The 22,054-nt window shown below is 67.5% G+C and carries 18 protein-coding genes; 6 read left to right on the forward strand and 12 right to left on the reverse strand.

All coding sequences use genetic code 11. The annotated features are described in order from the left end of the window. Nucleotides 1-3: 3 nt before the first annotated feature. From QSK35_RS13355 to QSK35_RS13380, 6 genes are all read left to right on the forward strand, one after another. Nucleotides 4-558: an LppU/SCO3897 family protein gene (locus QSK35_RS13355; RefSeq protein WP_285745764.1), complete on the forward strand. Its 555-nt coding sequence runs from the start codon at nucleotides 4-6 to the stop codon at nucleotides 556-558. Beyond that, complete coding sequence (locus tag QSK35_RS13360) at nucleotides 555-1,013, forward strand: LppU/SCO3897 family protein (protein WP_285745766.1); 459 nt, start codon at nucleotides 555-557, stop codon at nucleotides 1,011-1,013. Before QSK35_RS13355 ends, QSK35_RS13360 begins: the two co-directional genes overlap by 4 nt. Continuing rightward, nucleotides 1,010-1,819 carry a phosphotransferase family protein gene (locus QSK35_RS13365; protein WP_285745767.1) on the forward strand — a complete coding sequence of 270 codons (810 nt, stop codon included), beginning with the start codon at nucleotides 1,010-1,012 and terminating at the stop codon, nucleotides 1,817-1,819. Before QSK35_RS13360 ends, QSK35_RS13365 begins: the two co-directional genes overlap by 4 nt. 38 nt (nucleotides 1,820-1,857) lie before the next feature. Then, nucleotides 1,858-2,142, forward strand: coding sequence for a TFIIB-type zinc ribbon-containing protein (locus QSK35_RS13370; protein ID WP_285745768.1), 285 nt, complete (start codon nucleotides 1,858-1,860; stop codon nucleotides 2,140-2,142). A 91-nt stretch (nucleotides 2,143-2,233) separates the two neighbouring features. Beyond that, nucleotides 2,234-2,680, forward strand: a complete 447-nt coding sequence (locus tag QSK35_RS13375) for a hypothetical protein (RefSeq protein ID WP_285745770.1) — start codon at nucleotides 2,234-2,236, stop codon at nucleotides 2,678-2,680. After that, nucleotides 2,677-3,132, forward strand: a complete 456-nt coding sequence (locus QSK35_RS13380; protein ID WP_285745771.1) for a hypothetical protein — start codon at nucleotides 2,677-2,679, stop codon at nucleotides 3,130-3,132. Before QSK35_RS13375 ends, QSK35_RS13380 begins: the two co-directional genes overlap by 4 nt. A 718-nt stretch (nucleotides 3,133-3,850) precedes the next feature. Here QSK35_RS13380 and QSK35_RS13385 read toward each other — a convergent pair. From QSK35_RS13385 to QSK35_RS13440, 12 genes are all read right to left on the reverse strand, one after another. Beyond that, a complete protein-coding gene (locus QSK35_RS13385) occupies nucleotides 3,851-5,068 on the reverse strand; it encodes an IS30 family transposase (protein WP_352243787.1) in 1,218 nt (405 codons plus the stop codon). Between the two features lie 75 nt (nucleotides 5,069-5,143). Beyond that, on the reverse strand, nucleotides 5,144-9,040 hold the full coding sequence (locus tag QSK35_RS13390) for a DNA-directed RNA polymerase subunit beta' (protein ID WP_285745772.1): 3,897 nt from the start codon (nucleotides 9,038-9,040) through the stop codon (nucleotides 5,144-5,146). Between the two features lie 94 nt (nucleotides 9,041-9,134). Continuing rightward, on the reverse strand, nucleotides 9,135-12,617 hold the full coding sequence (rpoB, locus tag QSK35_RS13395) for a DNA-directed RNA polymerase subunit beta (RefSeq protein ID WP_285745774.1): 3,483 nt from the start codon (nucleotides 12,615-12,617) through the stop codon (nucleotides 9,135-9,137). A gap of 409 nt (nucleotides 12,618-13,026) precedes the next feature. Beyond that, nucleotides 13,027-13,836, reverse strand: a complete 810-nt coding sequence (locus tag QSK35_RS13400; RefSeq protein ID WP_285745776.1) for a hypothetical protein — start codon at nucleotides 13,834-13,836, stop codon at nucleotides 13,027-13,029. A 33-nt stretch (nucleotides 13,837-13,869) separates the two neighbouring features. After that, nucleotides 13,870-14,379 carry an Rv1363c family protein gene (locus QSK35_RS13405; RefSeq protein WP_285745779.1) on the reverse strand — a complete coding sequence of 170 codons (510 nt, stop codon included), beginning with the start codon at nucleotides 14,377-14,379 and terminating at the stop codon, nucleotides 13,870-13,872. A 16-nt stretch (nucleotides 14,380-14,395) separates the two neighbouring features. Then, nucleotides 14,396-15,607 (reverse strand): MCE family protein, encoded by a 1,212-nt coding sequence (locus tag QSK35_RS13410; RefSeq protein ID WP_285745781.1) that lies wholly within the window; start codon nucleotides 15,605-15,607, stop codon nucleotides 14,396-14,398. Next, nucleotides 15,604-16,728, reverse strand: coding sequence for an MCE family protein (locus tag QSK35_RS13415; RefSeq protein ID WP_502881649.1), 1,125 nt, complete (start codon nucleotides 16,726-16,728; stop codon nucleotides 15,604-15,606). The genes QSK35_RS13410 and QSK35_RS13415 overlap by 4 nt, the downstream gene beginning before the upstream one ends. Further along, entirely contained in the window at nucleotides 16,725-17,903 is a 1,179-nt protein-coding gene (locus QSK35_RS13420) for an MCE family protein (RefSeq protein WP_285745783.1), read from the reverse strand. The genes QSK35_RS13415 and QSK35_RS13420 overlap by 4 nt, the downstream gene beginning before the upstream one ends. Next, nucleotides 17,900-18,904, reverse strand: coding sequence for an MCE family protein (locus tag QSK35_RS13425; RefSeq protein ID WP_285745785.1), 1,005 nt, complete (start codon nucleotides 18,902-18,904; stop codon nucleotides 17,900-17,902). The genes QSK35_RS13420 and QSK35_RS13425 overlap by 4 nt, the downstream gene beginning before the upstream one ends. Next, nucleotides 18,901-19,929 (reverse strand): MCE family protein, encoded by a 1,029-nt coding sequence (locus tag QSK35_RS13430; protein ID WP_285745787.1) that lies wholly within the window; start codon nucleotides 19,927-19,929, stop codon nucleotides 18,901-18,903. Before QSK35_RS13430 ends, QSK35_RS13425 begins: the two co-directional genes overlap by 4 nt. Then, nucleotides 19,926-21,245, reverse strand: coding sequence for an MCE family protein (locus QSK35_RS13435; protein WP_285745789.1), 1,320 nt, complete (start codon nucleotides 21,243-21,245; stop codon nucleotides 19,926-19,928). Before QSK35_RS13435 ends, QSK35_RS13430 begins: the two co-directional genes overlap by 4 nt. After that, nucleotides 21,242-22,051, reverse strand: coding sequence for an MlaE family ABC transporter permease (locus tag QSK35_RS13440; protein ID WP_285745791.1), 810 nt, complete (start codon nucleotides 22,049-22,051; stop codon nucleotides 21,242-21,244). Before QSK35_RS13440 ends, QSK35_RS13435 begins: the two co-directional genes overlap by 4 nt. Nucleotides 22,052-22,054 lie beyond the last annotated feature (3 nt).

The raw sequence follows: 22,054 nt of genomic DNA on the forward strand, positions 1-22,054 counted from the left end.
GACGTGTCGGTTCCTGCCCAGTGGCACCAGCAGTACCAACAGCCGCACCCGGTCGGCAAGAAGCCCAAAGTGACCCGGCTGGGGATCATCGTCGCGACGGTGGTCCTCGCCGGCGTCGGCGTGATGATCTACTTCATCGCGACCTCGACCCCGGACGTGGGCGAGTGCGCCGAGGCCAAGGAAAAGGATCACGGCAAGGTCGAGCTCGTGCAGGCCGACTGCGGCTCGTCGGAGGCGATGTACTACGTCGCCGACACCGTCACCGCCCGGTCGCCGAAGTGTCCGGACGGCGACTACAAGACGACCCGCGACACCGGTTCCCGCAAGAGCAGGACCGACACGTTGACCTGCTACACGTTGAACGTGAAGGAAGGCGACTGCCTCAAAGCGCACAAGTACGCGAACAACACCCTGAGCGAGCGGGTGCCCTGCGCGTCGGCCGAGCTGAAGGTCGCGAAAGTCGTCGAGGGCAAGGCGGACGACACGCTCTGTTCGGGCGGTCTCGAGGCCTACACGTACTCGAAGCCTGCTAAGACGATCTGCATGGTGAAGCCATGAGGATCGCCGTCGCCGTCGCCGTCGCGTTGCTCCTGAGCGGGTGCGGCGTGTGGACCAGCACGCCGAGCGTCGGCGACTGCGCCGAGGTGAAGGACATGTCCCGCAACCGGTACGAACTGTCGAAAGTGGACTGTTCGAAACCGGAGGCGATGTACAGGCTCGTCGACACGGTGAGCGGGCGCAGCCCGTCGTGCCCGCGCGGCGACTACGTCGAGGACACGTCGATCCGCAACAAGAAGACCGAGCGCAAGACGCGCCAGTGCTTCGTGCTCAACGTGAAGCAGGGCGACTGCCTCAACGCGGTCGACTCGAACACGTATCAGCGGACGGCGTGCGGCGGTTCGGCCCGGAAGGTGTCCAAGGTCGTCGACGGCAAGAACGACCCGGCGGTGTGCGGAAGCGACGAGCCGCAGACGTACTCGCGGCCGACGTTGACGATCTGCATCACCAGATGAGCCTCGTCGCCGCCATGGCGGCCCTCACCGGGTCGCAGGCCGAGCCCGAGGTGCTGGGCACGCACGACGACGTGGTCGTCGTGCGTGTCGGCGACGTGGTGGCGAAGGCGCACGCGGAGGGCACGGACGTCGAGGCGCTGGCGGCCCGCATGCGGATCGCGGCGGACCTGCCGGGCCTGATGCTGCCGCCGATCTCGCCGGAGCCGGTGGAGATCGACGGCCGGCCGGTGACGTTGTGGCCGTATGGCACACCGGTGAGCCAGGCGGACCCGGACCGGGCGCCGTGGGAGGAGAGCGCCACGCTGCTGGCGCGGCTGCACGCCATCCCGTTCGACGGGCTGCCGTCCACGGCGCACGACCGGATCCTGCGCGCGGTACACGCGCTACCGCCGGAGGCGCCGGGCGCGGACCTGGTGCTGAGGGCGTTCGCGACGTTGCCGCCGCTGGAGCTGCCAGGCAGTTCGCTGATCCACGGCGACTACCACCTGGGCCAGCTGGTGCACCGCGACGAGTGGCTGTTGATCGACGTGGACGACCTGGGCGCGGGCGCCCCCGTGTGGGACCTGGCGCGCCCGGCGGCGCTGTACGCGGCGGGCATCCTCCCCGCCGACCTGTGGACACGTTTCCTGGACGCGTACCGCTCAGCGGGCGGAATCGCGCTGCCAGGGGAACCATGGGCGATCCTGGACGTCCCAGCTCGTGCGTTCATCGTTCAGATGGCCGCGCGGGCCATCATCATGAACACGGACGCGAAGGACGCGCTCTTGGAAACGTGTGACCGCATCGTGGCGTCGGCGCACGGCTAATATCGTTTTTGTCCGGTCCCTTTCAGGAGGCTCACGCGATGCAGTGTCCCAAGTGTCATGCCAACATGCGCACGTTCGACCGCATGGGGGTCCACATCGAGCAGTGTGACGGCTGCCGTGGGGTCTTCCTCGACTATGGCGAGCTCGAGGCCATCACGCGCCTCGAGGCCCAGGTCGCGGCCCCGCCGCCCCCTCCGCCGCCCGCGGCCCACTACCCGGCCCCGGCCCAGCCCGCGTGGGGTGCCGCCCACCACCAGCCCGTGCACTACCACTACGGCCACCGCAAGCACCACGGCCTCGCGGGCCTGTTCTTCTCCTCGTGACCTAGCCGCGCGGCCCCGGAACCCTGCTCCGGGGCCGTTGACGACTACCGAAAAACAGGGTGATAATCGGTAGTCAGCGGGAGGAGGAGTCATGTCCGTTGCAACCGAGGCCGCTCAGATCCGCGATCTGTTCTCCGCGATCGAGGAGATCGAGGAAGTAGCTTCGTCGATGGCAGCAGACGACGAACGCCGCCACAAGCTGGTAGGCGTGGTGAACCGCACCCTGCGCCAGGCCCCGCCGGTCCGCCCGGTAGTAGCGGGCGAGCTCCTGGACCTGACCGAGAAGACCGTGAAGGCGTGGGCCCGCGAGGGCGTCCTGCAGATCCACAGCCAGGAACCCCGCATGCTCCTGGACACTGTCCGCCTGCACGAGGTACTCCACCTGGTCTCCGACCTGCGCCGAGCAGGCAAGAACCGCGGCCTGCTGGACGAGGTCCACCGCCGCCTGAGCGACCAGTCGCTACTAGACCGCACCGACCTTGCCACCTCGCTGGATGAGATGCGCAACGGCAAAGGACGCGTGGTCCGCTCTCCTTGATCGAAGTCTTCGAAACCCACACAGCCAGCACCCAGGCAGCCGGCCTGAGAGGCCGAGCGCGCGTCGCCTACGACCGCTTCCTGGACGAACTGGCGCACTCCGGCTGCGCGGCACTCGGCTACCGCGTCACCGGCCCAGAACCCCTGCCACGCCTATGCGTCAAACACCTGCGGGGTGCTGACCGCGTGGTGGTGGCGTTCCCCTCCCCCAGATCTGTCTGGGTCCTGCTGGTCGGGCCACACGACGACGACCCCGGCCGCAACCTCTACGACGTGCTGTACGAGATGGCCGGTGTCCGCCCGAAGCTGTCCGAGAAGCGGATGAAGCCTCCTTGCTGCTCGGACGACACCCGAACGCCGCCGCTGGCCGACGACGACCTGATCGACGACCTCGTCCAACGCGCCCGCGCCTTGGCGCGCGCCCGCCGCAGGGGCCCCGGCGACCTGGGCTGAACGGGCAACTCGGGGGTGCCGAATGGGGAACACGCCGGGGCTGAAGGGGCAACTCGCGGGCTGAAGGGGCAACTCGCCGGGGCTGAGCTGAGGACTCGCGCGCACCGAGGTGGGACTCGGGGTGCGGGAGGGTGGGACTCGGGGTGCGGGAGGGTGGGACTCGCGCGAGGTCGGGCACGTACGGCGGGGCGGACCGCTCGGTGGCCGGGGTTGTCGGACCCTCGCGCTACGGTCGGCTGGGGGTATGTCGGCGGGCTGGCGAGCTGAGCTGCCCCCGTATCCAGGCTAGCGAGAGGGACCGACAGTCCCGAAACTCGCGCGCAGTCCCGAAGCCAGCGCGCAGTCCCGAAGCCCGCGCGCCAGCGCGCTAAACCAGCTGGTGGTGGACCCCTCCCGTCGCATCGCAGGCGAAGCCCTGCCGCATCCGAAACCCCTGGTCAAGCCACGCTTTTCGGCTTGACCAGGGGTTTCGGATGTGGCTGCCTCTGGTGCGATGCGACGGGAGGGGCCCACCACCCCAAGGCGACCCACTACGGAACAAGGGCCCGGAGGGGACCCCCTCTTTGAGCTGAGCCGGGGTCCGGGGCGGAGCCCCGCGCACGAAAGCCACCGCGTCAACACAGACGCAACCACGCACGGAAGCCACCGCGTCGCACACGAAAGCAAAACGGCCCCCGGAGCGGGAGGCGAATTCCAGGGGTCGTTGCAACACGGGTGATCAACTGGCTTCGGTCAGGAGCTTAGTCAAGCGCTCGGCTGGGGTGTCCCAGCCGAGCGTTTTGCGTGGGCGGCGGTTGAGCTGGGCGGCGACGGCGGCCAGCTCGTCGGGGGTGTGGACGGACAGGTCGCTGCCTTTGGGGAAGTACTGGCGTAGCAGGCCGTTGGTGTTCTCGTTGGAACCGCGCTGCCAGGGGCTGTGGGGATCGCAGAAGTAGACGGGCATGCCGGTAGCGACGCTGAACTCGTGGTGGCGGCCCATTTCCGAGCCTTGATCCCAGGTCAGGGACTGCCGCAGATGAGTGGGCAGGGTGGAGATCGTGTGGATGAGGCCGTCGCGGACGGTCTCGGCGTCATGACGTTCGGGCAGATGCACGAGCAGCACGTAGCGGGTGGCGCGTTCGACCAGGGTGCCGATTGCCGAGGTGCCGCCACCGCCGATGATCAGATCGCCTTCCCAGTGGCCGGGGACGGCGCGGTCCTCGGCCTCGGCGGGCCGTTCACTGATCATGATCATCGGGTGGGTGAACCGGGGCTGGCGCTGGTCTGGTGCACGGCGGGGCTTGCGGATGGTGCGGCCGGTGCGCAGCGCTCGTGCGAGCTCGCGGCGTAGTTCGCCGCGGCCTTGCAGGTAGAGAGTCTGGTAGATCGTCTCGTGGGTCACGTGCAGCTCCGGCCGGTCGGGATGGTCGCGGCGCAGCCGACGGCTGATCTGCTCAGGACTGCACCGGTCGTCCAGCATGCCCTGCACGAGATCGCGCAACTCGGGGCAGGCGGTGATCTTGCCGATCTTGGGCCGTGGGCGCCGCTGCTCGGCCCGGTCCTGGGCCGCGTGCGGCCGGTAATCGCCCGAGCCGGGATGAGAGTTGCGGGCGATCTCCCGGCTGATCGTGGACGGCGGGCGGCCCAGCTCGACCGCGATCGACCGTTGCGAGCGGCCCGCTCGCAGCCCATCGGCGATCACGATCCGCTCGTCGACCGACAGGAACCGGCCCGAGGACGGCTCAGGCCGGGCGGGAGGCAGGTTCGCCTTCCGCCCGGCCTTGGCCTTACTTGCTCGTCCGTACCGCCACCGGTACCCGGTCCGCCGGTTGATCCCGACCACCCGGCACGCCTCGGCGGTGCCCACACCCTTCGCCACAAGATCAAGATATTGCCGGCGTTCCGCCACCAACTTCTTACGTCCCTGCGGCGACCGGTCCTCACGGATCTCGAACACTGCAACCCCTGAACTCAGGTGTTGCAACGACCCCTAGAACCCAAGGGAGGCTCCGGGGGCCGTTTCAGCTACGGACTAGCGGTAGTCGCGACCGAAGTCGTAGTCGTCGAGCGGCACAGCAGCACCGGTGCCAGTCCCGAAGACGTCCGGCGTGTAGTAGCCGTCGTCGTAAGAAGGAATGGCGTACGCGGCAGCGCGCGCCTCCTCCGTGGGCTGGACCTGGATGTTGCGGTACCGGTTGATCCCCGTACCAGCCGGGATCAACTTACCGATGATCACGTTCTCCTTCAGGCCGATCAGCTTGTCCGACCGGCCGTTGATGGCGGCGTCGGTCAGGACACGCGTGGTCTCCTGGAAGGAGGCGGCGGACAGCCACGAGTCGGTGGCCAGCGACGCCTTCGTGATACCCATCAGCACCGGACGACCCGAAGCCGGCTCGCCGCCCTCGGCGACGACAGCGCGGTTACCGGACTCGAAGTCGGCCCGCTCCACGAGGGAACCGGGCAGGAACTCCGTGGCGCCCGAGTCGATGATCGTCACGCGGCGGAGCATCTGCCGCACGATGACCTCGATGTGCTTGTCGTGGATGGCCACACCCTGGGCGCGGTACACCTTCTGCACTTCCTGCACCAGGTGCAGCTGGGCCTCACGCGGACCCATGACGCGCAGCACCTCGTGCGGGTCGGGCGTACCTTCCAGCAGCTGCTGGCCGACGGACACGTGGTCGCCGTCCTGCAGCGGGCCGGTCGGGGTGTTGGCGAGCCGCTGACGCTTCGACAGCTTCTCGAACACGATCTCCTCGGAACCGTCGTCCGGGATGAGCGTGATCTTGTAGAAGCGGTCGCCGTCCTCGATGCGCACCCGGCCGTCGACGTCCGCGATAGGCGCCTTGCCCTTCGGCACACGAGCCTCGAAGAGCTCCTGCACACGGGGCAGACCGGTGGTGATGTCGTCACCGGCGACACCACCCTGGTGGAACGTACGCATCGTCAGCTGCGTACCGGGCTCACCGATCGACTGGGCGGCGACGATACCGACGGCCTCGCCGACGTCGACCAGCTTGCCGGTCGCCATCGAACGGCCGTAGCAGGACGCACACACACCGACCGCGGACTCACAGGTCAGCACGGAGCGGACCTTGACCCGCAGCACGCCGGCCTCGACCAGGCGCTCCAGGGCGGGGTCGCCCAGGTCGTCGCCGCGGTTGAGCACCAGGTTGCCCTGCGCGTCGAGGATGTCGTCCGCCACGGTCCGCGCGTACACGGAGGTCTGCGCGAACTCGTGCAGGCCGACCTTGTCGCCCAGCTGCTCGCCGACCGTCATGTTCACGCCGCGCGTGGTGCCACAGTCGACCTCGCGGATGATGACGTCCTGCGAGACGTCCACCAGACGACGGGTCAGGTAACCCGAGTCGGCGGTACGAAGCGCGGTGTCGGCCAGACCCTTGCGGGCACCGTGGGTCGCGATGAAGTACTCCAGCACCGACAGGCCCTCGCGGAACGAGTGCTTGATCGGACGCGGGATGTACTCACCCTTCGGGTTCGTGACCAGACCACGCATACCCGCGAGCGAGCGGACCTGGGTCATGTTGCCCGCCGCGCCGGACTTCACGATCATGCGGATCGGGTTGTCCTCGGGGAAGTTGGCCTCCATGACCTCGGCGACCTCTTCGGTGGCCTTGGTCCACACCTTGACCAGCTCGTTGTTGCGCTCCGCGTTGGAGAGCTGACCGCGCTGGTAGCGCTTCTCGACGGCCTCCGCGAGACGCTCGTGCTCCTCGAGGATGCCCTGCTTGGCCTCCGGCACGAGGACGTCCGAGATCGCGACGGTCACGCCGGAACGGGTGGCCCAGTAGAAACCGGCGTCCTTCAGCTTGTCCAGCGTCCGGGCGACGGTGACCATCGGGTACCGCTCGGCGAGGTCGTTGATGATCACGGCCTGCCGCTTCTTGGGCATGACCTCGTTGATGAAGGCGTAGTCCTGCGGAAGGATCTCGTTGAACAGGACCCGGCCCAGGGTGGTCTCGGCCAGCCACGGCTGACCGGGCTCCCAGCCCTCGGGCTCCTCGCCGCGGGCCGGCGACTTGTCCGTGATCCGGATCTTCGCCATCGCCTGCAGGCCCAGGACCTTGCGGTCGAACGCCATCAGCGCCTCGGCCGGCGACGAGAACGCGAGGCCCTCGCCCAGGTCGCCCTCCTTGTGGCGGGTCAGGTGGTACAGACCCGTCACCATGTCCAGACGCGGCATGGCCAGCGGCTTGCCGGACGCCGGGGACAGGATGTTGTTGGACGACAGCATCAGCACGCGGGCCTCGGCCTGCGCCTCGGCCGACAGCGGCAGGTGAACAGCCATCTGGTCACCGTCGAAGTCGGCGTTGAACGCCTCACAGACCAGCGGGTGCAGCTGGATGGCCTTGCCCTCGACCAGCTGCGGCTCGAAGGCCTGGATGCCGAGGCGGTGCAGCGTGGGTGCACGGTTCAGCAGCACCGGGTGCTCGGTGATGACCTCTTCCAGCACGTCCCACACGGCCGGGCGCGCACGCTCGACCATCCGCTTGGCGGACTTGATGTTCTGCGCGTGGTTGAGGTCGACCAGCCGCTTCATCACGAACGGCTTGAAGAGCTCCAGCGCCATCTGCTTGGGCAGACCGCACTGGTGCAGCTTGAGCTGCGGGCCGACCACGATGACCGAACGGCCGGAGTAGTCGACACGCTTGCCGAGCAGGTTCTGGCGGAACCGGCCCTGCTTGCCCTTCAGCAGGTCGGACAGCGACTTCAGCGGGCGGTTACCGGGACCGGTGACCGGGCGACCGCGGCGGCCGTTGTCGAACAGCGCGTCGACGGCCTCCTGCAGCATCCGCTTCTCGTTGTTGACGATGATCTCGGGCGCGCCGAGGTCGATCAGTCGCTTGAGGCGGTTGTTGCGGTTGATCACGCGGCGGTACAGGTCGTTCAGGTCGGAGGTCGCGAAGCGGCCACCGTCCAGCTGCACCATCGGACGCAGGTCCGGCGGGATCACCGGGACGCAGTCGAGCACCATGCCCTGCGGGTTGTTGCGGGTCGCCTGGAACGCGGCGACGACCTTCAACCGCTTGAGGGCACGCAGCTTCTTCTGGCCCTTACCGCTGCGAATCGTCTCGCGCAGGATGTCGGCCTCGGCGTCGACGTCGTAGTCACCCAGCAGCTTCTGGATGGCCTCGGCGCCCATCGCGCCCTCGAAGTAGTCGCCGTAGCGGTCGTACAGCTCCCGGTACAGGAGCTCGTCCGCGATCAGCTGACCCTTCTCGAGCTTGGTGAGGGTGCTCCAGATCTCGTCGAGCCGGTCCAGCTCACGCTGGGCCCGGTCGCGGAGCTGGCGCATCTCGCGCTCGCCGCCCTCCTTCACCTTGCGGCGGACGTCGGACTTGGCGCCCTCCGCCTCCAGCTCGGCGAGGTCGGCCTCGAGCTTCTGCGCGCGGGCCTCGACGTCGGCGTCGCGCTTGTTCTCGACGCGCTTGCGCTCGACCTGCATCTCGTTCTCGAGCGTGGGCAGGTCGTTGTGGCGCAGCTCGGTGTTGACGCCCACGATCACGTAGGCGGCGAAGTAGATGATCTTCTCGAGGTCCTTGGGGGCCAGGTCGAGCAGGTAGCCCAACCGGCTGGGAACGCCCTTGAAGTACCAGATGTGCGTGACGGGAGCGGCGAGCTCGATGTGGCCCATCCGCTCACGGCGCACCTTCGCACGGGTCACCTCGACGCCGCAGCGCTCACAGATGATGCCCTTGAACCGAACGCGCTTGTACTTGCCGCAGTAGCACTCCCAGTCCCTGGTGGGACCGAAGATCTTCTCGCAGAACAAGCCGTCCTTCTCAGGCTTGAGCGTGCGGTAGTTGATGGTCTCGGGCTTCTTGACCTCGCCGTAGGACCACTGGCGGATGTCGTCCGCGGTCGCGAGACCGATGCGGAGCTCATCGAAGAAGTTGACGTCGAGCACGTCTACTCTCTTCCCCTTTTTAGATCGGTGGCAAAGGAGCTGGTCGGAAGGTCACCGGGGCGAGCGGGAGGCATGCCCCGGTGACCGGCGAGGGCTAGTTGACGACGTCGTCGACGGAGGGCGACTCGGACCGCGACAGGTTGATGCCGAGGTTCGCTGCCGCGCGCTCCAGGTCCTCGTCGTCGCCGTCGCGCATCTCGATCGCGGCACCGTCCGAAGACAGGACCTCGACGTTGAGGCACAGCGACTGCAGCTCCTTGAGCAGCACCTTGAAGGACTCCGGGATGCCGGGTTCCGGGATGTTCTCGCCCTTGACGATGGCCTCGTAGACCTTCACGCGGCCGAGCACGTCGTCGGACTTGATCGTGAGCAGCTCCTGCAGGGTGTATGCGGCGCCGTACGCCTGCATCGCCCAGCACTCCATCTCACCGAACCGCTGACCACCGAACTGCGCCTTACCACCCAGCGGCTGCTGCGTGATCATCGAGTACGGGCCGGTCGAACGGGCGTGGATCTTGTCGTCGACCAGGTGCAGCAGCTTCAGGATGTACATGTAGCCGACGGACACCGGGAACGGGTACGGCTCGCCGGAGCGGCCGTCGAAGAGCTGCGCCTTGCCGTTCTCCTTGACCATCCGCTCGCCGTCGCGGTTCGGGATCGTCGAGCCGAGCAGGCCCGTGATCTCCTCCTCGCGAGCGCCGTCGAACACCGGGGTCGCGGTGCGCGTGCCGGGCTCGACCTCGTACAGCTCCTCCGGCAGGTTCTTCGCCCAGTCCGGGTCGCCGTTGACGCTCCAGCCCTGCTTGGCGATCCACCCGAGGTGGGTCTCCAGCACCTGGCCGATGTTCATACGACGCGGCACACCGTGCGTGTTCAGCACGATGTCGACCGGCGTGCCGTCCTCGAGGAACGGCATGTCCTCGACGGGGAGGATCTTGCCGATGACGCCCTTGTTGCCGTGGCGGCCGGCGAGCTTGTCACCGTCCTGGATCTTGCGCTTCTGGGCCACGTAGACGCGGACGAGCTCGTTGACGCCCGGAGGCAGCTCGTCGTCGTCCTCACGGCTGAAGACGCGGATACCGATGACCTTGCCGTACTCGCCGTGCGGCACCTTGAGCGAGGTGTCGCGGACCTCGCGCGCCTTCTCACCGAAGATCGCGCGGAGCAGGCGCTCCTCCGGGGTCAGCTCGGTCTCACCCTTGGGCGTGACCTTGCCGACCAGGATGTCGCCGGGCTGGACCTCGGCGCCGATCCGGATGATGCCGCGCTCGTCGAGGTCGGCCAGGACCTCCTCGGAGACGTTCGGGATGTCCCGGGTGATCTCCTCGGCGCCCAGCTTCGTGTCGCGGGCGTCGATCTCGTGCTCCTCGATGTGGATCGAGGTGAGAACGTCGTCCTGCACGAGGCGCTGCGACAGGATGATCGCGTCCTCGTAGTTGTGGCCTTCCCACGGCATGATCGCCACGAGCAGGTTCTTGCCGAGCGCCATCTCGGCGTTCTCGGTGCACGGGCCGTCAGCCAGGACCTGGCCCTCTTCAACGCGGTCGCCCTCGTTGACGATGGGCTTCTGGTTGATACAGGTGCCCTGGTTCGACCGGCGGAACTTGTGCAGGCCGTAGGTCTGCCGCGAGCCGTCGTCCGCCATGACCGTGATGTAGTCGGCGGAGACCTCCTCGACCGCACCCGTCTTCTTGGCGACGACGACGTCACCGGCGTCGACCGCGGCACGCAGCTCCATGCCGGTACCGACCAGCGGGGACTCGCTGCGCAGCAGCGGCACCGCCTGACGCTGCATGTTCGCACCCATCAGGGCGCGGTTCGCGTCGTCGTGCTCGAGGAACGGGATCATGGCCGTCGCGGCCGACACCATCTGGCGCGGCGAGACGTCCATGTAGTCGACGTTGCTCGGGTCGATGAACTCGACCTCGCCGCCCTTCTTGCGGACGAGGACCTTCTCCTCGAGGAAGTTGCCGTCAGCGTCGGTCGGCGAGTTCGCCTGCGCCTTGACGTAGCGGTCCTCTTCGTCCGCCGTCAGGTAGTCGATCTGGTCGGTGACCCGGCCGTCGACGACCTTGCGGTACGGCGTCTCGATGAAGCCGAACGGGTTGACCCGCGCGTACGACGAGAGCGAACCGATCAGGCCGATGTTCGGGCCTTCCGGCGTCTCGATCGGGCACATGCGGCCGTAGTGCGACGGGTGGACGTCACGGACCTCCATGCCGGCCCGCTCACGGGACAGACCACCCGGACCCAGCGCCGAGAGGCGGCGCTTGTGGGTCAGGCCCGCGAGGGGGTTGGTCTGGTCCATGAACTGCGACAGCTGGGAGGTTCCGAAGAACTCCTTGATCGCGGCGACGACCGGGCGGATGTTGATCAGGGTCTGCGGCGTGATCGCCTCGACGTCCTGGGTGGTCATCCGCTCGCGGACCACGCGCTCCATGCGGGAGAGGCCGACCCGGATCTGGTTCTGGATCAGCTCGCCGACGGTGCGCAGGCGGCGGTTGCCGAAGTGGTCGATGTCGTCGACCTCGACCGGCACCTCGGTCTCGCCAGGCTGCATGCTGGTCTCACCGGCGTGCAGGCGGACCAGGTACTCGATCGTCGTGACGATGTCGTCCTCGGTCAGCACACCGGTGTTGATGTCGATGTCCAGGCCGAGCTTCTTGTTGACCTTGTACCGGCCGACCTTGGCGAGGTCGTAGCGCTTGTCCTTGAAGAACAGGTTCTCCAGCAGCGCCTGCGCCGACTCCTTCGTCGGCGGCTCGCCCGGACGCAGCTTCCGGTAGATGTCGAGCAACGCCTCGTCGGTGCCTGCGGTGTGGTCCTTCTCGAGCGTGGTCAGCAACGTCTCGCTGAACGCGAACCGCTCGCGGATCTGTTCCGTGCTCCAGCCCAGTGCCTTCAGCAGCACCGTGACGGGCTGACGTCGCTTGCGGTCGATGCGGACACCAACGGTGTCGCGCTTGTCGACGTCGAACTCCAGCCAGGCACCCCGGGACGGGATGATCTTGACGCTGAAGACGTCCTTGTCGGTCGTCTTGTCCACCGCGGTGTCGTAGTAAACGCCGGGCGAACGGACGAGCTGGGAGACCACGACGCGCTCGGTGCCGTTGATGATGAACGTGCCCTTGTCGGTCATCATCGGGAAGTCACCCATGAACACCGTCTGGCTCTTGATCTCGCCAGTGGTGTGGTTGGTGAACTCCGCCGTGACGAACAACGGGGCCGCGTACGTCATGTCCTTGTCCTTGCACTCTTCGGTCGAGGCCTTGACCTCGTCGAAGCGCGGGTCGGAGAAGGACAGGGACATGGAGCCGGAGAAGTCCTCGATCGGCGAGATCTCGTTGAGGACCTCTTCGAGGCCGCTCGTGGGGGTCTCGTCGCCGGCGTCGACGCGACGCTGGAACCACGCCTCGTCGCCGGTGAGCCATTCGAAGGACTGAATCTGCAGGTCGAGCAGGTTGGGCGTCGAAAGCGGTTCGTTGATCTTTGCGAAACTGACCCGCTTGGGCGCTCCAGGAATCCCCGACGTGGAGTTGGTCGCAGCAGTGGCCTTGGTCGCGCGAGAGATCGCCAAGATGCGTCCTTCCAGGGACATGTAGCTGGCTAGAGCGAACTAGCACGGCTGTCAAGGGTGCGGCGATGCCCAGCTATCCACGCTCTCGGCGAAGGGCAAGCGGAAAATGGGCAGCGCAAAGGGGCAGTCTAGCCACGCGCACGGCGACTGTCGAGAGGCACCTGGAAGGACCTTTCTCGTGTTCACCGACAGAGTGACCCCACATGAGCGCGCAGTCAAGATGCCACGGCGCGATCACCCCTGTGGAGGAAGCGGCGTTCACCGGCAGTCACGGGTTTTGACCTGCGGAAACACGAGTACGGTCGATTTGGTGAAAGGTTGGCGTTCTTCAAGCGGCTTTACAGAGCGCCACGAGTTCGGACCGTGAAACTGTGATCGAGATCACGTGTGTCGGGTCCTAGAAAGGCTTTCACCGACACTGTTTCATCTGCTCGGCCTGCTCAGCGGTCTGGCCGAACATCTCCATGTTGTCGATCTTCCAGCGCCCGTCGGCCTTCTGCGCCCCCGCGCGGAGCATGGCCGTGCCGCCGCCGGTCTGGTTGTCCGTCGTGCGGGTCGTGACCTGGTCGACGAACACCAGCACGGTCGCGTGGTCGTCCTTCAACGAGCTCACCGCGCTCGCGACGACCTTCACCGTGACGACGAGCTTCTGCTCGGGCGCCAGCGTTTTCACCGGGCCGAACACGGCGTTGTACTGGCACTTCGCCTTGCCCGTGAGCAGCTCGTTCGCGGCCTTCTCGGTGGCGGCGACGTCCGCGAAGTTGTACGAGAACGCCTTCTCGACGCCCTCCCTGACCTGGCCGTTCACCTCGGACGTCGCGTTGGCGTCGACCAGCGCGGCGTCGAAGGACGTCTTGCCGGCCTGCTGCTGGAACCAGAACCCGAGCCCGCCCAGCAGCAGCGCGACGACCAGCAGCGCCCCGGCCAGCACCCAGCTCGGCTGCCACGGCTTGGGGGCGTCGAGCGGCTCGGCGACCTCGGCCTCGGCCTTCTTCGGCGCCTTCTTCTGGGCCTTGGTCGAGGGGGCGTTGGTCGCGGCGGCCTTGGTCTCGGGCGTGGTCTCGGCGGTGCTCTCCTCGGCGGCCACGTCCTCCACGAAGGCCTGGGTGACCTCGGTGGACTCCTCGCCGGGGACGTCGGCGCGGCGGTGCAGCCCGGCGACCTTGGGACGGCCACCGGCTGGCGGCGTGGGGACGGGGCGGCGGCGGATGGGGGGCACGTGCGGAATCCAATCCTCGGAGTACGGGGTTGCTCAGGCGCCGCCGGCCCGCAGGGGGCCGAGCTGGCTGAGCTTCCACCCGTCCTCGGTACGGGTGAGCTCGGTGATGTACCGGTTGACCTTGCGGACGGCCTGGCCGCCCTCCGGGGTCACCGTGCTCTCCACGACGGCGATGACCTTCGCCTTGCCGGACCGGTCGTCCAGCTCGGTCACCGCGGCGTCGAGCACCTTCGACGTCGTCACCGTCTTGGCGTCGACGAGCTGCTTCTTCCGGGCGTCCTTGTCCTTGTCGATCTCGGCCCGCAGCTCACCGGTCGACGAGCTGAGCCAGCGGTTCAGGTCCTCGTCCACCTTGTGGTAGTCCAGCGTCAGGAAGTTGTTGATGCCGGTCTGCCCCGCGGCGAGCGCCTCGTCGCGGTGCGCGGCGAACTCCGACGAGTCGCTGTGCGACGCGCTGTACCAGGACACCCCGGCCCACGCGGCGTACCCGAAGGCGAGCACCGCCAGGACAGCGGTGATCGCGGTGACCAGTCGGACGTTCACTTGCAACAGCTCCCTACTAGTTCGGCAGACCCAGCAGCTGACCGAGGCTGGTCAGCAGCGGGGGCTCGGCGGCCTGGGTCGGCTCCTGGCCCGGCTGGGTCGTCGCGTTGCCGACCGGGGTCGTCGGCGTTCCACCGTACGGCGCATTCTGCGATCCGCGAACCGAGGTGGCCGATCCGCGGGCAAGGGCACAGTAGGCCTGCGTGTTCAGGGCCGCCGGAGTGGTGTCGGTGCCCTTCCGGATCTTCGTGCCCTCGTAGCCGACCGTGCACGGCGCGGGGTCGAAGAGGTTCAGCGCGAGGCCGAAGTGCGAGGTGCCGTCGCCGGGCACGACGGTGAAGCCACCGCCGACGGCCAGCGGGTACGTGACGGCGATCTGCTCGAGGCCGTCGCGCCTGGTCACCAGGATGTTCGACGTCGTGAGCAGGTTCGCGAACACCACGCCCAGGTTCGGGCCGCTCTCCCGCAGCAGACCGGAGACCTGCTCGGACACCGGCGGCACCGCGGCGATCAGCCGGCGCAGGTCGCCGTCGGACACCTTCAGCTGCTCGGCGACGAGCTTGAGGTCCGCGGAGAACGACCGGATGGCACTGCCCTGCGCGGCCTGCGTGGTCAGCACGATCTTGCCGTCGCGCAGCAACGCGGTGGTCTGCGGCAGGTGGTCCTTGGCGGCCTGCGTGAACGACTGGGTGTTGTCCAGCAGCACCTGCAGGTCGCCGCCGGTGCCGTTGAACGCGTTGTGCAGCTCGTCCACGACCGTCTTGAGCGAGTCGGTCGGCACGGACTTGGCGAACGCGTCCAGGTTCGTCAGCAGGTTGTCCACCGGCGGCGGCGTCTTCGTCGCGCTGCGCGGGATGACCGACCCGGCCTGCAGGTACGGCCCGTCGCCGTTCTTCGGGCGCAGGTCGACGAACTGCTCACCCACGGCCGACCGGTTCGCGACGACGGCCTCGGTGTCCGCCGAGACACGCGGCGCGTCCGGCTGGATCTCCAGGTCGACGTCGATGCCGTCCGGCGTGAGACGCATGGCCCCGACGCGGCCGATGGTGACACCGCGGTAGGTGACCTCGGCGTTGGAGAAGATGCCGCCGGAGTCGGCGAGCTGCATCGTCACCGTGTACGTGGACCGCTTGAACAGGCCCACGTAGTTGGCGCTGACGTAGCTGATGCCGAGCAACGCGATCAGCACGAACGCGACGATCTTGACCTTCGTCCCTCGGGTGATCACTTGCCACCTCCCAGCAGCCCGCCCAGCACGTCGCCCAGCCCGGTGCTGCCGCTCTGCCCGAGGGGCAGCGGCAGGTTGGGCAGCGGCAACGGTGTGCTGGGCGGCAGGATCCCGTCGAGCGGCGACTGCCGCGACCGGCTCAGGTTGTCCAGCACCGTGCCCAGGTTCAGGTCGAGGTCGGCGTAGAGGTTCGTGTAGTCGCCCTTGATGCCGTCGACCGCGGCGTCCGGGAACGGGTAGGTCAGCAGCAGTTCGAACGCCTTCGGCAGGTTCTGGCCGGACTCGACGAGCTTCTGCAGCGTCGGCTGCAGCGCCTTGAGGTTCGCGACGATGTCGTCACGGCTCTTGTTCACCGTGTCGACCGCGACGTCGGACAGCTTGTCGAGCGACTGCAGCAGCGTGACCAGCTGGGTGCGCTGGTCGCTGAGCACCTTGAGGCCCGGTCCGAGGTCCGTGATGGCCGTGCCGAGCTGCTGGTTCTGCGCGGCGAGCGTGCCGCCGAGCCGGTTGAGGCCGTCCAGCGCGCGGACGATCTCGGCCTTGTGCGCGTCCAGGTCGCCGACGAACTTGTCCAGGTTGCCCAGCAGCGAGCGGATCTCGGCCTCGTTGCCGGACAGCGCGTTGTTGAGCTCCTTGGTGATGTTCTGCAACTGCGCGACGCCACCACCGTTGAGCAGCAACGACAACGCGCCGAAGACCTCTTCGACCTCGGGGTTGCGGTTGGTCCGCTCGATCGGGATGACCGCGTCGTTCGCGAGCTTCCCGGTCCCGTCCTGCGGTTTGCCCAGCTCGACGTACTTCTCGCCGAGCAACGCGGACTGCCGCAGCTTCGCGAACGCGTTGGCCGGCAACGAGACGTCGCCGTTGACCAGCAGCGTCACCTCGGCGGTCCAGCCGTCCGGCGCGAGGTCGATCTTCTCGACCCGGCCGACCGGCACGTCGTTGACCTTCACGCCGGCCTGCGGCACGAGGTCCAGGACGTCCTTGAACCGCACCTTGACGTGGTACGGGCTGTCGCCGACATCGGCGCCACCGGGCAGCGGCATGTTGTAGACGCCGTCGAACCCGCCGGAACCACAGCCCGCCGCGAGCAGTGCCATCACCACGATGAGTCGCTTCACTTGCTCGGCACCCCCGCCAGCGGAAGGGGCAGCGGGAGCTTGCCCTCGTTGAGGCTGCCGATCACCTGGGCCGGCGTCGGCAGCTTGTCCTTGCCGCTCAGGATCGGCTCCAGCTGCTTGCACGTCTGGGCGAGCACCGGCGGCACGTTGTTCGGCGACGCCTGCTGGACCAGCTTGCAGATCAGCACGATCGGCGGCTGGCTGAGCTCGTTGATGTTCGCCCGCGTGTCGAGCGTGCCGGACGCGGCGTTGTAGGTGTTCTGCAGGTTGCCCAGCGCGAGCGGCGCGACGTCGAGCGTCTCGGCGAGCGCGGCCCGCTGGTTGACGAGCACCTGCGTGATCGTCGAGAGCTTGTCCACATTGGACTTGAGCACGTCACGGTTGTCCTTGATGAACCCCTGCACCTGGCCGAGCGCGGTGGCCAGCTCCTTCAGCGCGGCGCCGAGGTCGTCGCGGTCCTCGGCGAGGAACTTCGCGACCTGCGAGAGCTGCGTGTTGAAGTCCCGCACCTGACTGTCGTTCGCGGCCAGCATCGCGGTGAACTTCTGCAGGTTGTCGACCGTGGCGAAGAGGTCCTCTTTGGACCCGGACAGCGTGCGGGTGGCCTGGCCGAGGTTCTTCAGCATGTCGTTGAGCGACTGGCCGTTGCCGTCGAGGTTCTTGGCCGCGGTGTTGAGCAGGTCGGCCAGCGCGCCGTCGGCGTTGGCGCCGTTGGGACCGAGCGCGGTGGTGAGCTTGTCCAGCGACGCGTACAGATCGTCGAGCTCGACCGGCGTCGCCGTCCGCTCACGCGGGATCACGGCGTTGTCGCCGAGCGTCTGCCCGCCCGTGTAGACCGGCGAGAGCTGCACGTACCGGTCGCTCACGACGCTGGGCGCGACCACGACGGCCTGCGCCTGCGAAGGGATGCGCACCGAGCGGTCGACGCTCAGCACCACGCGGACCGCCTTGCCCTCCGGCACGACCTCCTCGATGGTGCCGACCCGCACGCCGAGCACCCGCACGTCCGAGCCGGGGTACACGCCCACGGCCGCGGCGAAGTGCGCGGTGATCTTGCGGCTGTTGGCGCCGGAGAAGAGCCACCACATCCCGAAGGACGCGACCAGCGCCAGCACGCACGCGATGGCGATCGCGCGGCCGATGTCCTTGCCCAGCTTGCTGTTGGCGGTCGTCATCGCTGCACCCCCGGCGGCAGGCAGCCTTCCTCGTTGAACCCGACGACGCCGAGGTTCACCGACGGCGGGAGCAGGCCGCAGATGTAGGTGTCGAACCAGCGGCCGTTGCCCAGGGTGTTGGCGAACACCCGGTAGAACGGCGCCATCAGCCCGAGGCTGCGGTCGAGGCTGTCCTGGTTGCGCTGCAACATGGTCGTGACGCGCTCCAGCTGCTGCAGTGCCGGCCGCAGCTGATCCTTGTTGTCGTTCACCAGACCGGACAGCTCGCGCGAGAGCGTCTGCGTGCCGGTGAGCAGCGCGTGGATCGCCTCACGACGCTTGCGCAGCTCGCCGAGCAGCACGTTGCCGTCGCTGAGCAGCTTCTCGAACTGCTCGTTGCGGTCGGACAGCGTCTTGGTGATCTGCTTGGTGTTGTCCAGCAGCTTCGCCAGCTGCTCGTCGCGCGACGAGATCGTCTTCGACAACGCGGACAGCCCGTCCAGCGCGCCGCGCACGTGCTCCGGCGAGTCCTTGAAGGTGTCGGACAGCACGGTGAAGCTGTCCGCCAGCTGCTTGGTGTCGATCTGGCCGACCGTGGTCGCCAGGCCGTTGAACGCCTCGTTCACGTCGTACGGCGCGAGCGTGCGCTCCTTGGGGATCGGCTGGCTCGGGGACAGCGGCTGGCTGCCCTGCGGGTCCAGCGACAGGAACTTCTGGCCCAGCAACGTCTTGATGCGGATCATCGCGGTCGTGCGGTCGCCGATCCAGGCGTCCTTGACCTTGAACGTCACGCGCACCTTGTCGCCGTCGAGGCCGACCTTGGTGACCTTGCCGACCTTCACGCCCGCGACGCGGACCTCGTTGCCCGGCACCAGGCCCGCGGCCTCGCTGAAGTTCGCCGCGTAGCTGGTGCCGCCGCCGACGATCGGAAGTTCGTCGGAGTAGAACGCGGCCAGCAGCAACAGCGTGATGAGGGTCAGGCTGATCGCGCCGACGGCGATCGGGTTCCGTTTCGTGCTCATCGGCGGCACCTCTGCTGTGTCACCGGCAGCGCCGTGATCGGAATCGGGTCGTTGATGACCGGCGGCACGGCCACCTTTCCGCTGCCCTCGCAGAGGAAGAAGTTGAACCAGGAGCCGTAGGTCGCGGTCCGCGTGATCGTCTCCAGCTTGTTCGGCAGACGCTGCAGCACGCCCTCGACGATCTGCTCGTTGTCGCCCAGCGTCTTCGCGACGAGGCCGAGGTTCGCGATGTCGTCCTTCAACGGCTGGCGGCCCTGTTCGAGCAGCCCCGCGGTCGAGTTGGTCAGGTCGCCGATGCCGGTGATGGCGTCACCGATCGCGTCCTTGTCCTGCGCCAGCCCGGAAACGAGCTGCTGCAACGTGATCACCAGGTTGTTCAGGTCGTCGCCACGCGAGTTCACGGTGTCCAGCACCGTGTTCAGGTTGCCGATGACCTCGCCGATCACCTTGTCCTTGCCGGCGAGCGTGGACGTGAGCGACGCGGTGTGCTTGAGCAGGCTGTCGATCGACGCGCCTTCGCCCTGCAGCACCTGGATGATCTCGAAGCTGAGCTTGTTGACGTCCTCCGGCGACAGCGCCTGGAACAGCGGCTTGAAGCCGTTGAACAGCACGGTCAGGTCGAGCGCGGGCTTGGTGCGGTCCAACGGGATCACGCCGCCCTCGGGCAGCAGCCCGGTCTTGCCCGTGCCGTACTCCAGCGCGATGTAGCGCTGGCCGACGAGGTTGCGGTACTTGATCGTCGCGGTGACCGACTCGGGCAGCTTGCGGTCGCCGTCGATCGAGAACTTGACCTCGGCGAGCCTGCGGTCGACCACGCTGATCTGGTCGACCTGGCCGACGCGGACACCGGCGATGCGGATGTCATCGCCCTCGTTCAACGCCGTGACGTCGGTGAACCGCGCGGTGTAGTCCGTGGCGCTGGCCAGGTTGACGTTGGCGATGGTCACCGCGAGGAGCGAGGTCGCGACGATCGTGACCACGGCGAACGCGATGAGCTTCGTCAGCGGTGCGGCGACTCCCCTCACTTGACCGTCACCTCCGTTCCCCGTGCGAGCGGACCGAGCAACAACGCGGACCAGCTGGGCATCTGCTGGTACTCGACACCCACCTGCGGACCGAACAGCGCCGCGATCAACGCCATCTCCTCCGGGGAGTTCGCGATGCTGGGAGCACCCTGGACGGCCGACGTGCCGGTGAATCCCTGTGCGGTGGCCGGCGGCAGGATGCCGTCCTGCGCGACGCGGGCGGGCGGCGGTGCGGACGAGCCGTCCTGCACCGGGCCGTCCGGCGGGTACTGGGGGAAGGGGTCCGGCCGCGGCGTGATGTCGTAACAGCGCGGACCGCGCTTGTCCTTGTACTCGGGTTCGTCCTTGTTGGGCAGGTACTTGCCGCGGTTCTGCGTGATCTCCAGCGTGATGTGCAGGCCGGGCTCGTTGGTGCCCTCACCGAACGCCTTGCTGATCAGCGGCTCGAACTCCGCGAGCTGCTTGAGCAGGCATGGGTACTCGGGCGCGTACTTGCCCAGCAGCTCGAGCGTCGGACGCGACGTCTTGTTCAGCTGGATCAGGTTGTTCTTGTTCACGGTCAGGAAGCTCGTCAGGTCCTGCGACGTGGTCGTCATCGTCCCGTACAGGGTGAGCAGGTTCTGCTGCTGCTCCACCAGCGTCTTGCTGGTGACGGTCATGTCGTTGAGCGCGTTGATCAGATCCGGCGCGGCGTCGGAGTAGACGTTCGCGACGTCCGCGAGCTTGCTGATGTTCTGCTTCAGCAACGGCAGCTGCGGGTTGAGCTCACCGAGGTACTGGTCGAGCGACACGAGCGTCGTACCGAGCGGCTTGCCCCGGCCGTCGAGCGCCTGCGACAACGCGGTGAGCGTCGTGGCGAGCTTCTCCGGCTGGATCGACTGCAGCACCGGCATCAGATCGTCGAGCACGCGCTCGAGCTCGATCGCGCTGCTGGACTTGTCCTGCTGGATCGTGTCGCCGCCGCGGATCTTGCCCGCCTTCTGCGGCGGCAGCACGAGGTTCACGTACCGCTCGCCGAAGAGCGTCTTGGGCAACAGGCGCGCGGAGACGTTCGCCGGAATCTGGTCGACCTTGTCCGGCAACAGGGCCAGCTCGAGCTCGGCTCCGTCACCCTTGGTACGCACGGCTTTCACGCTGCCGACGATCAGCCCGCGAACCTTGACGTCGCTGGCGGTCTGCAGCTGGTTGCCGATGTGGTCGGTCTTCAGCGTGACCTTGACGTAGTCGCCGAACGCGTCCCGGTAGATCGCCACCGTGAGCGACACGAACATGGCGATCGCGACGAGGAAGGCGATGCCGAGAATCCGGTGCCTCATCCCGCGATCCTCACCGTCGTCGTAGCGCCCCAGATAGCAAGGCTGAGGAAGAAGTCGAGCAGCGCGGTGGTGACGATGGCCGTCCGCACAGCACGGCCGACCGCGACACCGACGCCCGCCGGACCACCGCTGGCGCGGTAGCCGTAGTAGCAGTGGGTCATGATGATCACGACTGCGAAGACGAGGACCTTGCCGAACGACCACAGCACGTCGATCGGCGGTAGGAACAGGTTGAAGTAATGGTCATACGTACCCGCTGACTGCCCGAAGAACTCGACCGTGATCAAGCGAGCGGCCAGATAACTGGTGAGCAGGCCGATCACGTACAGCGGAATGATCGCGACGAAGCCCGCGATGATCCGCGTGGTGACGAGGAACGGCAGGCTGGGAATGCCCATGACCTCCAGCGCGTCGATCTCCTCGGAGATCCGCATGGCGCCGAGCTGAGCGGTGAAGCCACTTCCCACCGTCGCACTCAACGCGAGGCCCGCCACCAGCGGCGCGATCTCACGGGTGTTGAAGTACGCACTGACGAAGCCGGCGAACGCACTGGTACCGATCTGGTTGAGGGCGGTGAACCCCTGCAGACCGACGACCGTGCCGGTGAACACCGACAGCCCGACCATCACACCGATCGTGCCGCCGATGACCGCCAGCGCACCGCTACCGAAGCTCACCTCGGCCAGCAGCCGCAGCGTCTCCTTCATGTACCGCTTGAGCGCGCGCGGCGTCCAGGCCAGCGCCTTGATGTAGAACGCGAGCTGGTCGCCGAAATCGTCGATCGTGCTGACTGCTTTGTTCGCCATTGT

It is taken from the genome of Lentzea sp. NBRC 105346 (genome assembly GCF_030269605.1).
Lineage (GTDB): Bacteria > Actinomycetota > Actinomycetes > Mycobacteriales > Pseudonocardiaceae > Lentzea.

Excerpts from the sequence above, each read along its gene's own strand:
- QSK35_RS13435 (WP_285745789.1), bottom strand. The coding sequence starts at position 21,245 with ATGAGGCACCGGATTCTCGGCATCGCCTTCCTCGTCGCGATCGCCATG.
- QSK35_RS13360 (WP_285745766.1), top strand. The coding sequence starts at position 555 with ATGAGGATCGCCGTCGCCGTCGCCGTCGCGTTGCTCCTGAGCGGGTGC.
- QSK35_RS13370 (WP_285745768.1), top strand. The coding sequence starts at position 1,858 with ATGCAGTGTCCCAAGTGTCATGCCAACATGCGCACGTTCGACCGCATG.
- QSK35_RS13440 (WP_285745791.1), bottom strand. The coding sequence starts at position 22,051 with ATGGCGAACAAAGCAGTCAGCACGATCGACGATTTCGGCGACCAGCTC.
- QSK35_RS13425 (WP_285745785.1), bottom strand. The coding sequence starts at position 18,904 with ATGAGCACGAAACGGAACCCGATCGCCGTCGGCGCGATCAGCCTGACC.
- QSK35_RS13420 (WP_285745783.1), bottom strand. The coding sequence starts at position 17,903 with ATGACGACCGCCAACAGCAAGCTGGGCAAGGACATCGGCCGCGCGATC.
- QSK35_RS13375 (WP_285745770.1), top strand. The coding sequence starts at position 2,234 with ATGTCCGTTGCAACCGAGGCCGCTCAGATCCGCGATCTGTTCTCCGCG.
- QSK35_RS13365 (WP_285745767.1), top strand. The coding sequence starts at position 1,010 with ATGAGCCTCGTCGCCGCCATGGCGGCCCTCACCGGGTCGCAGGCCGAG.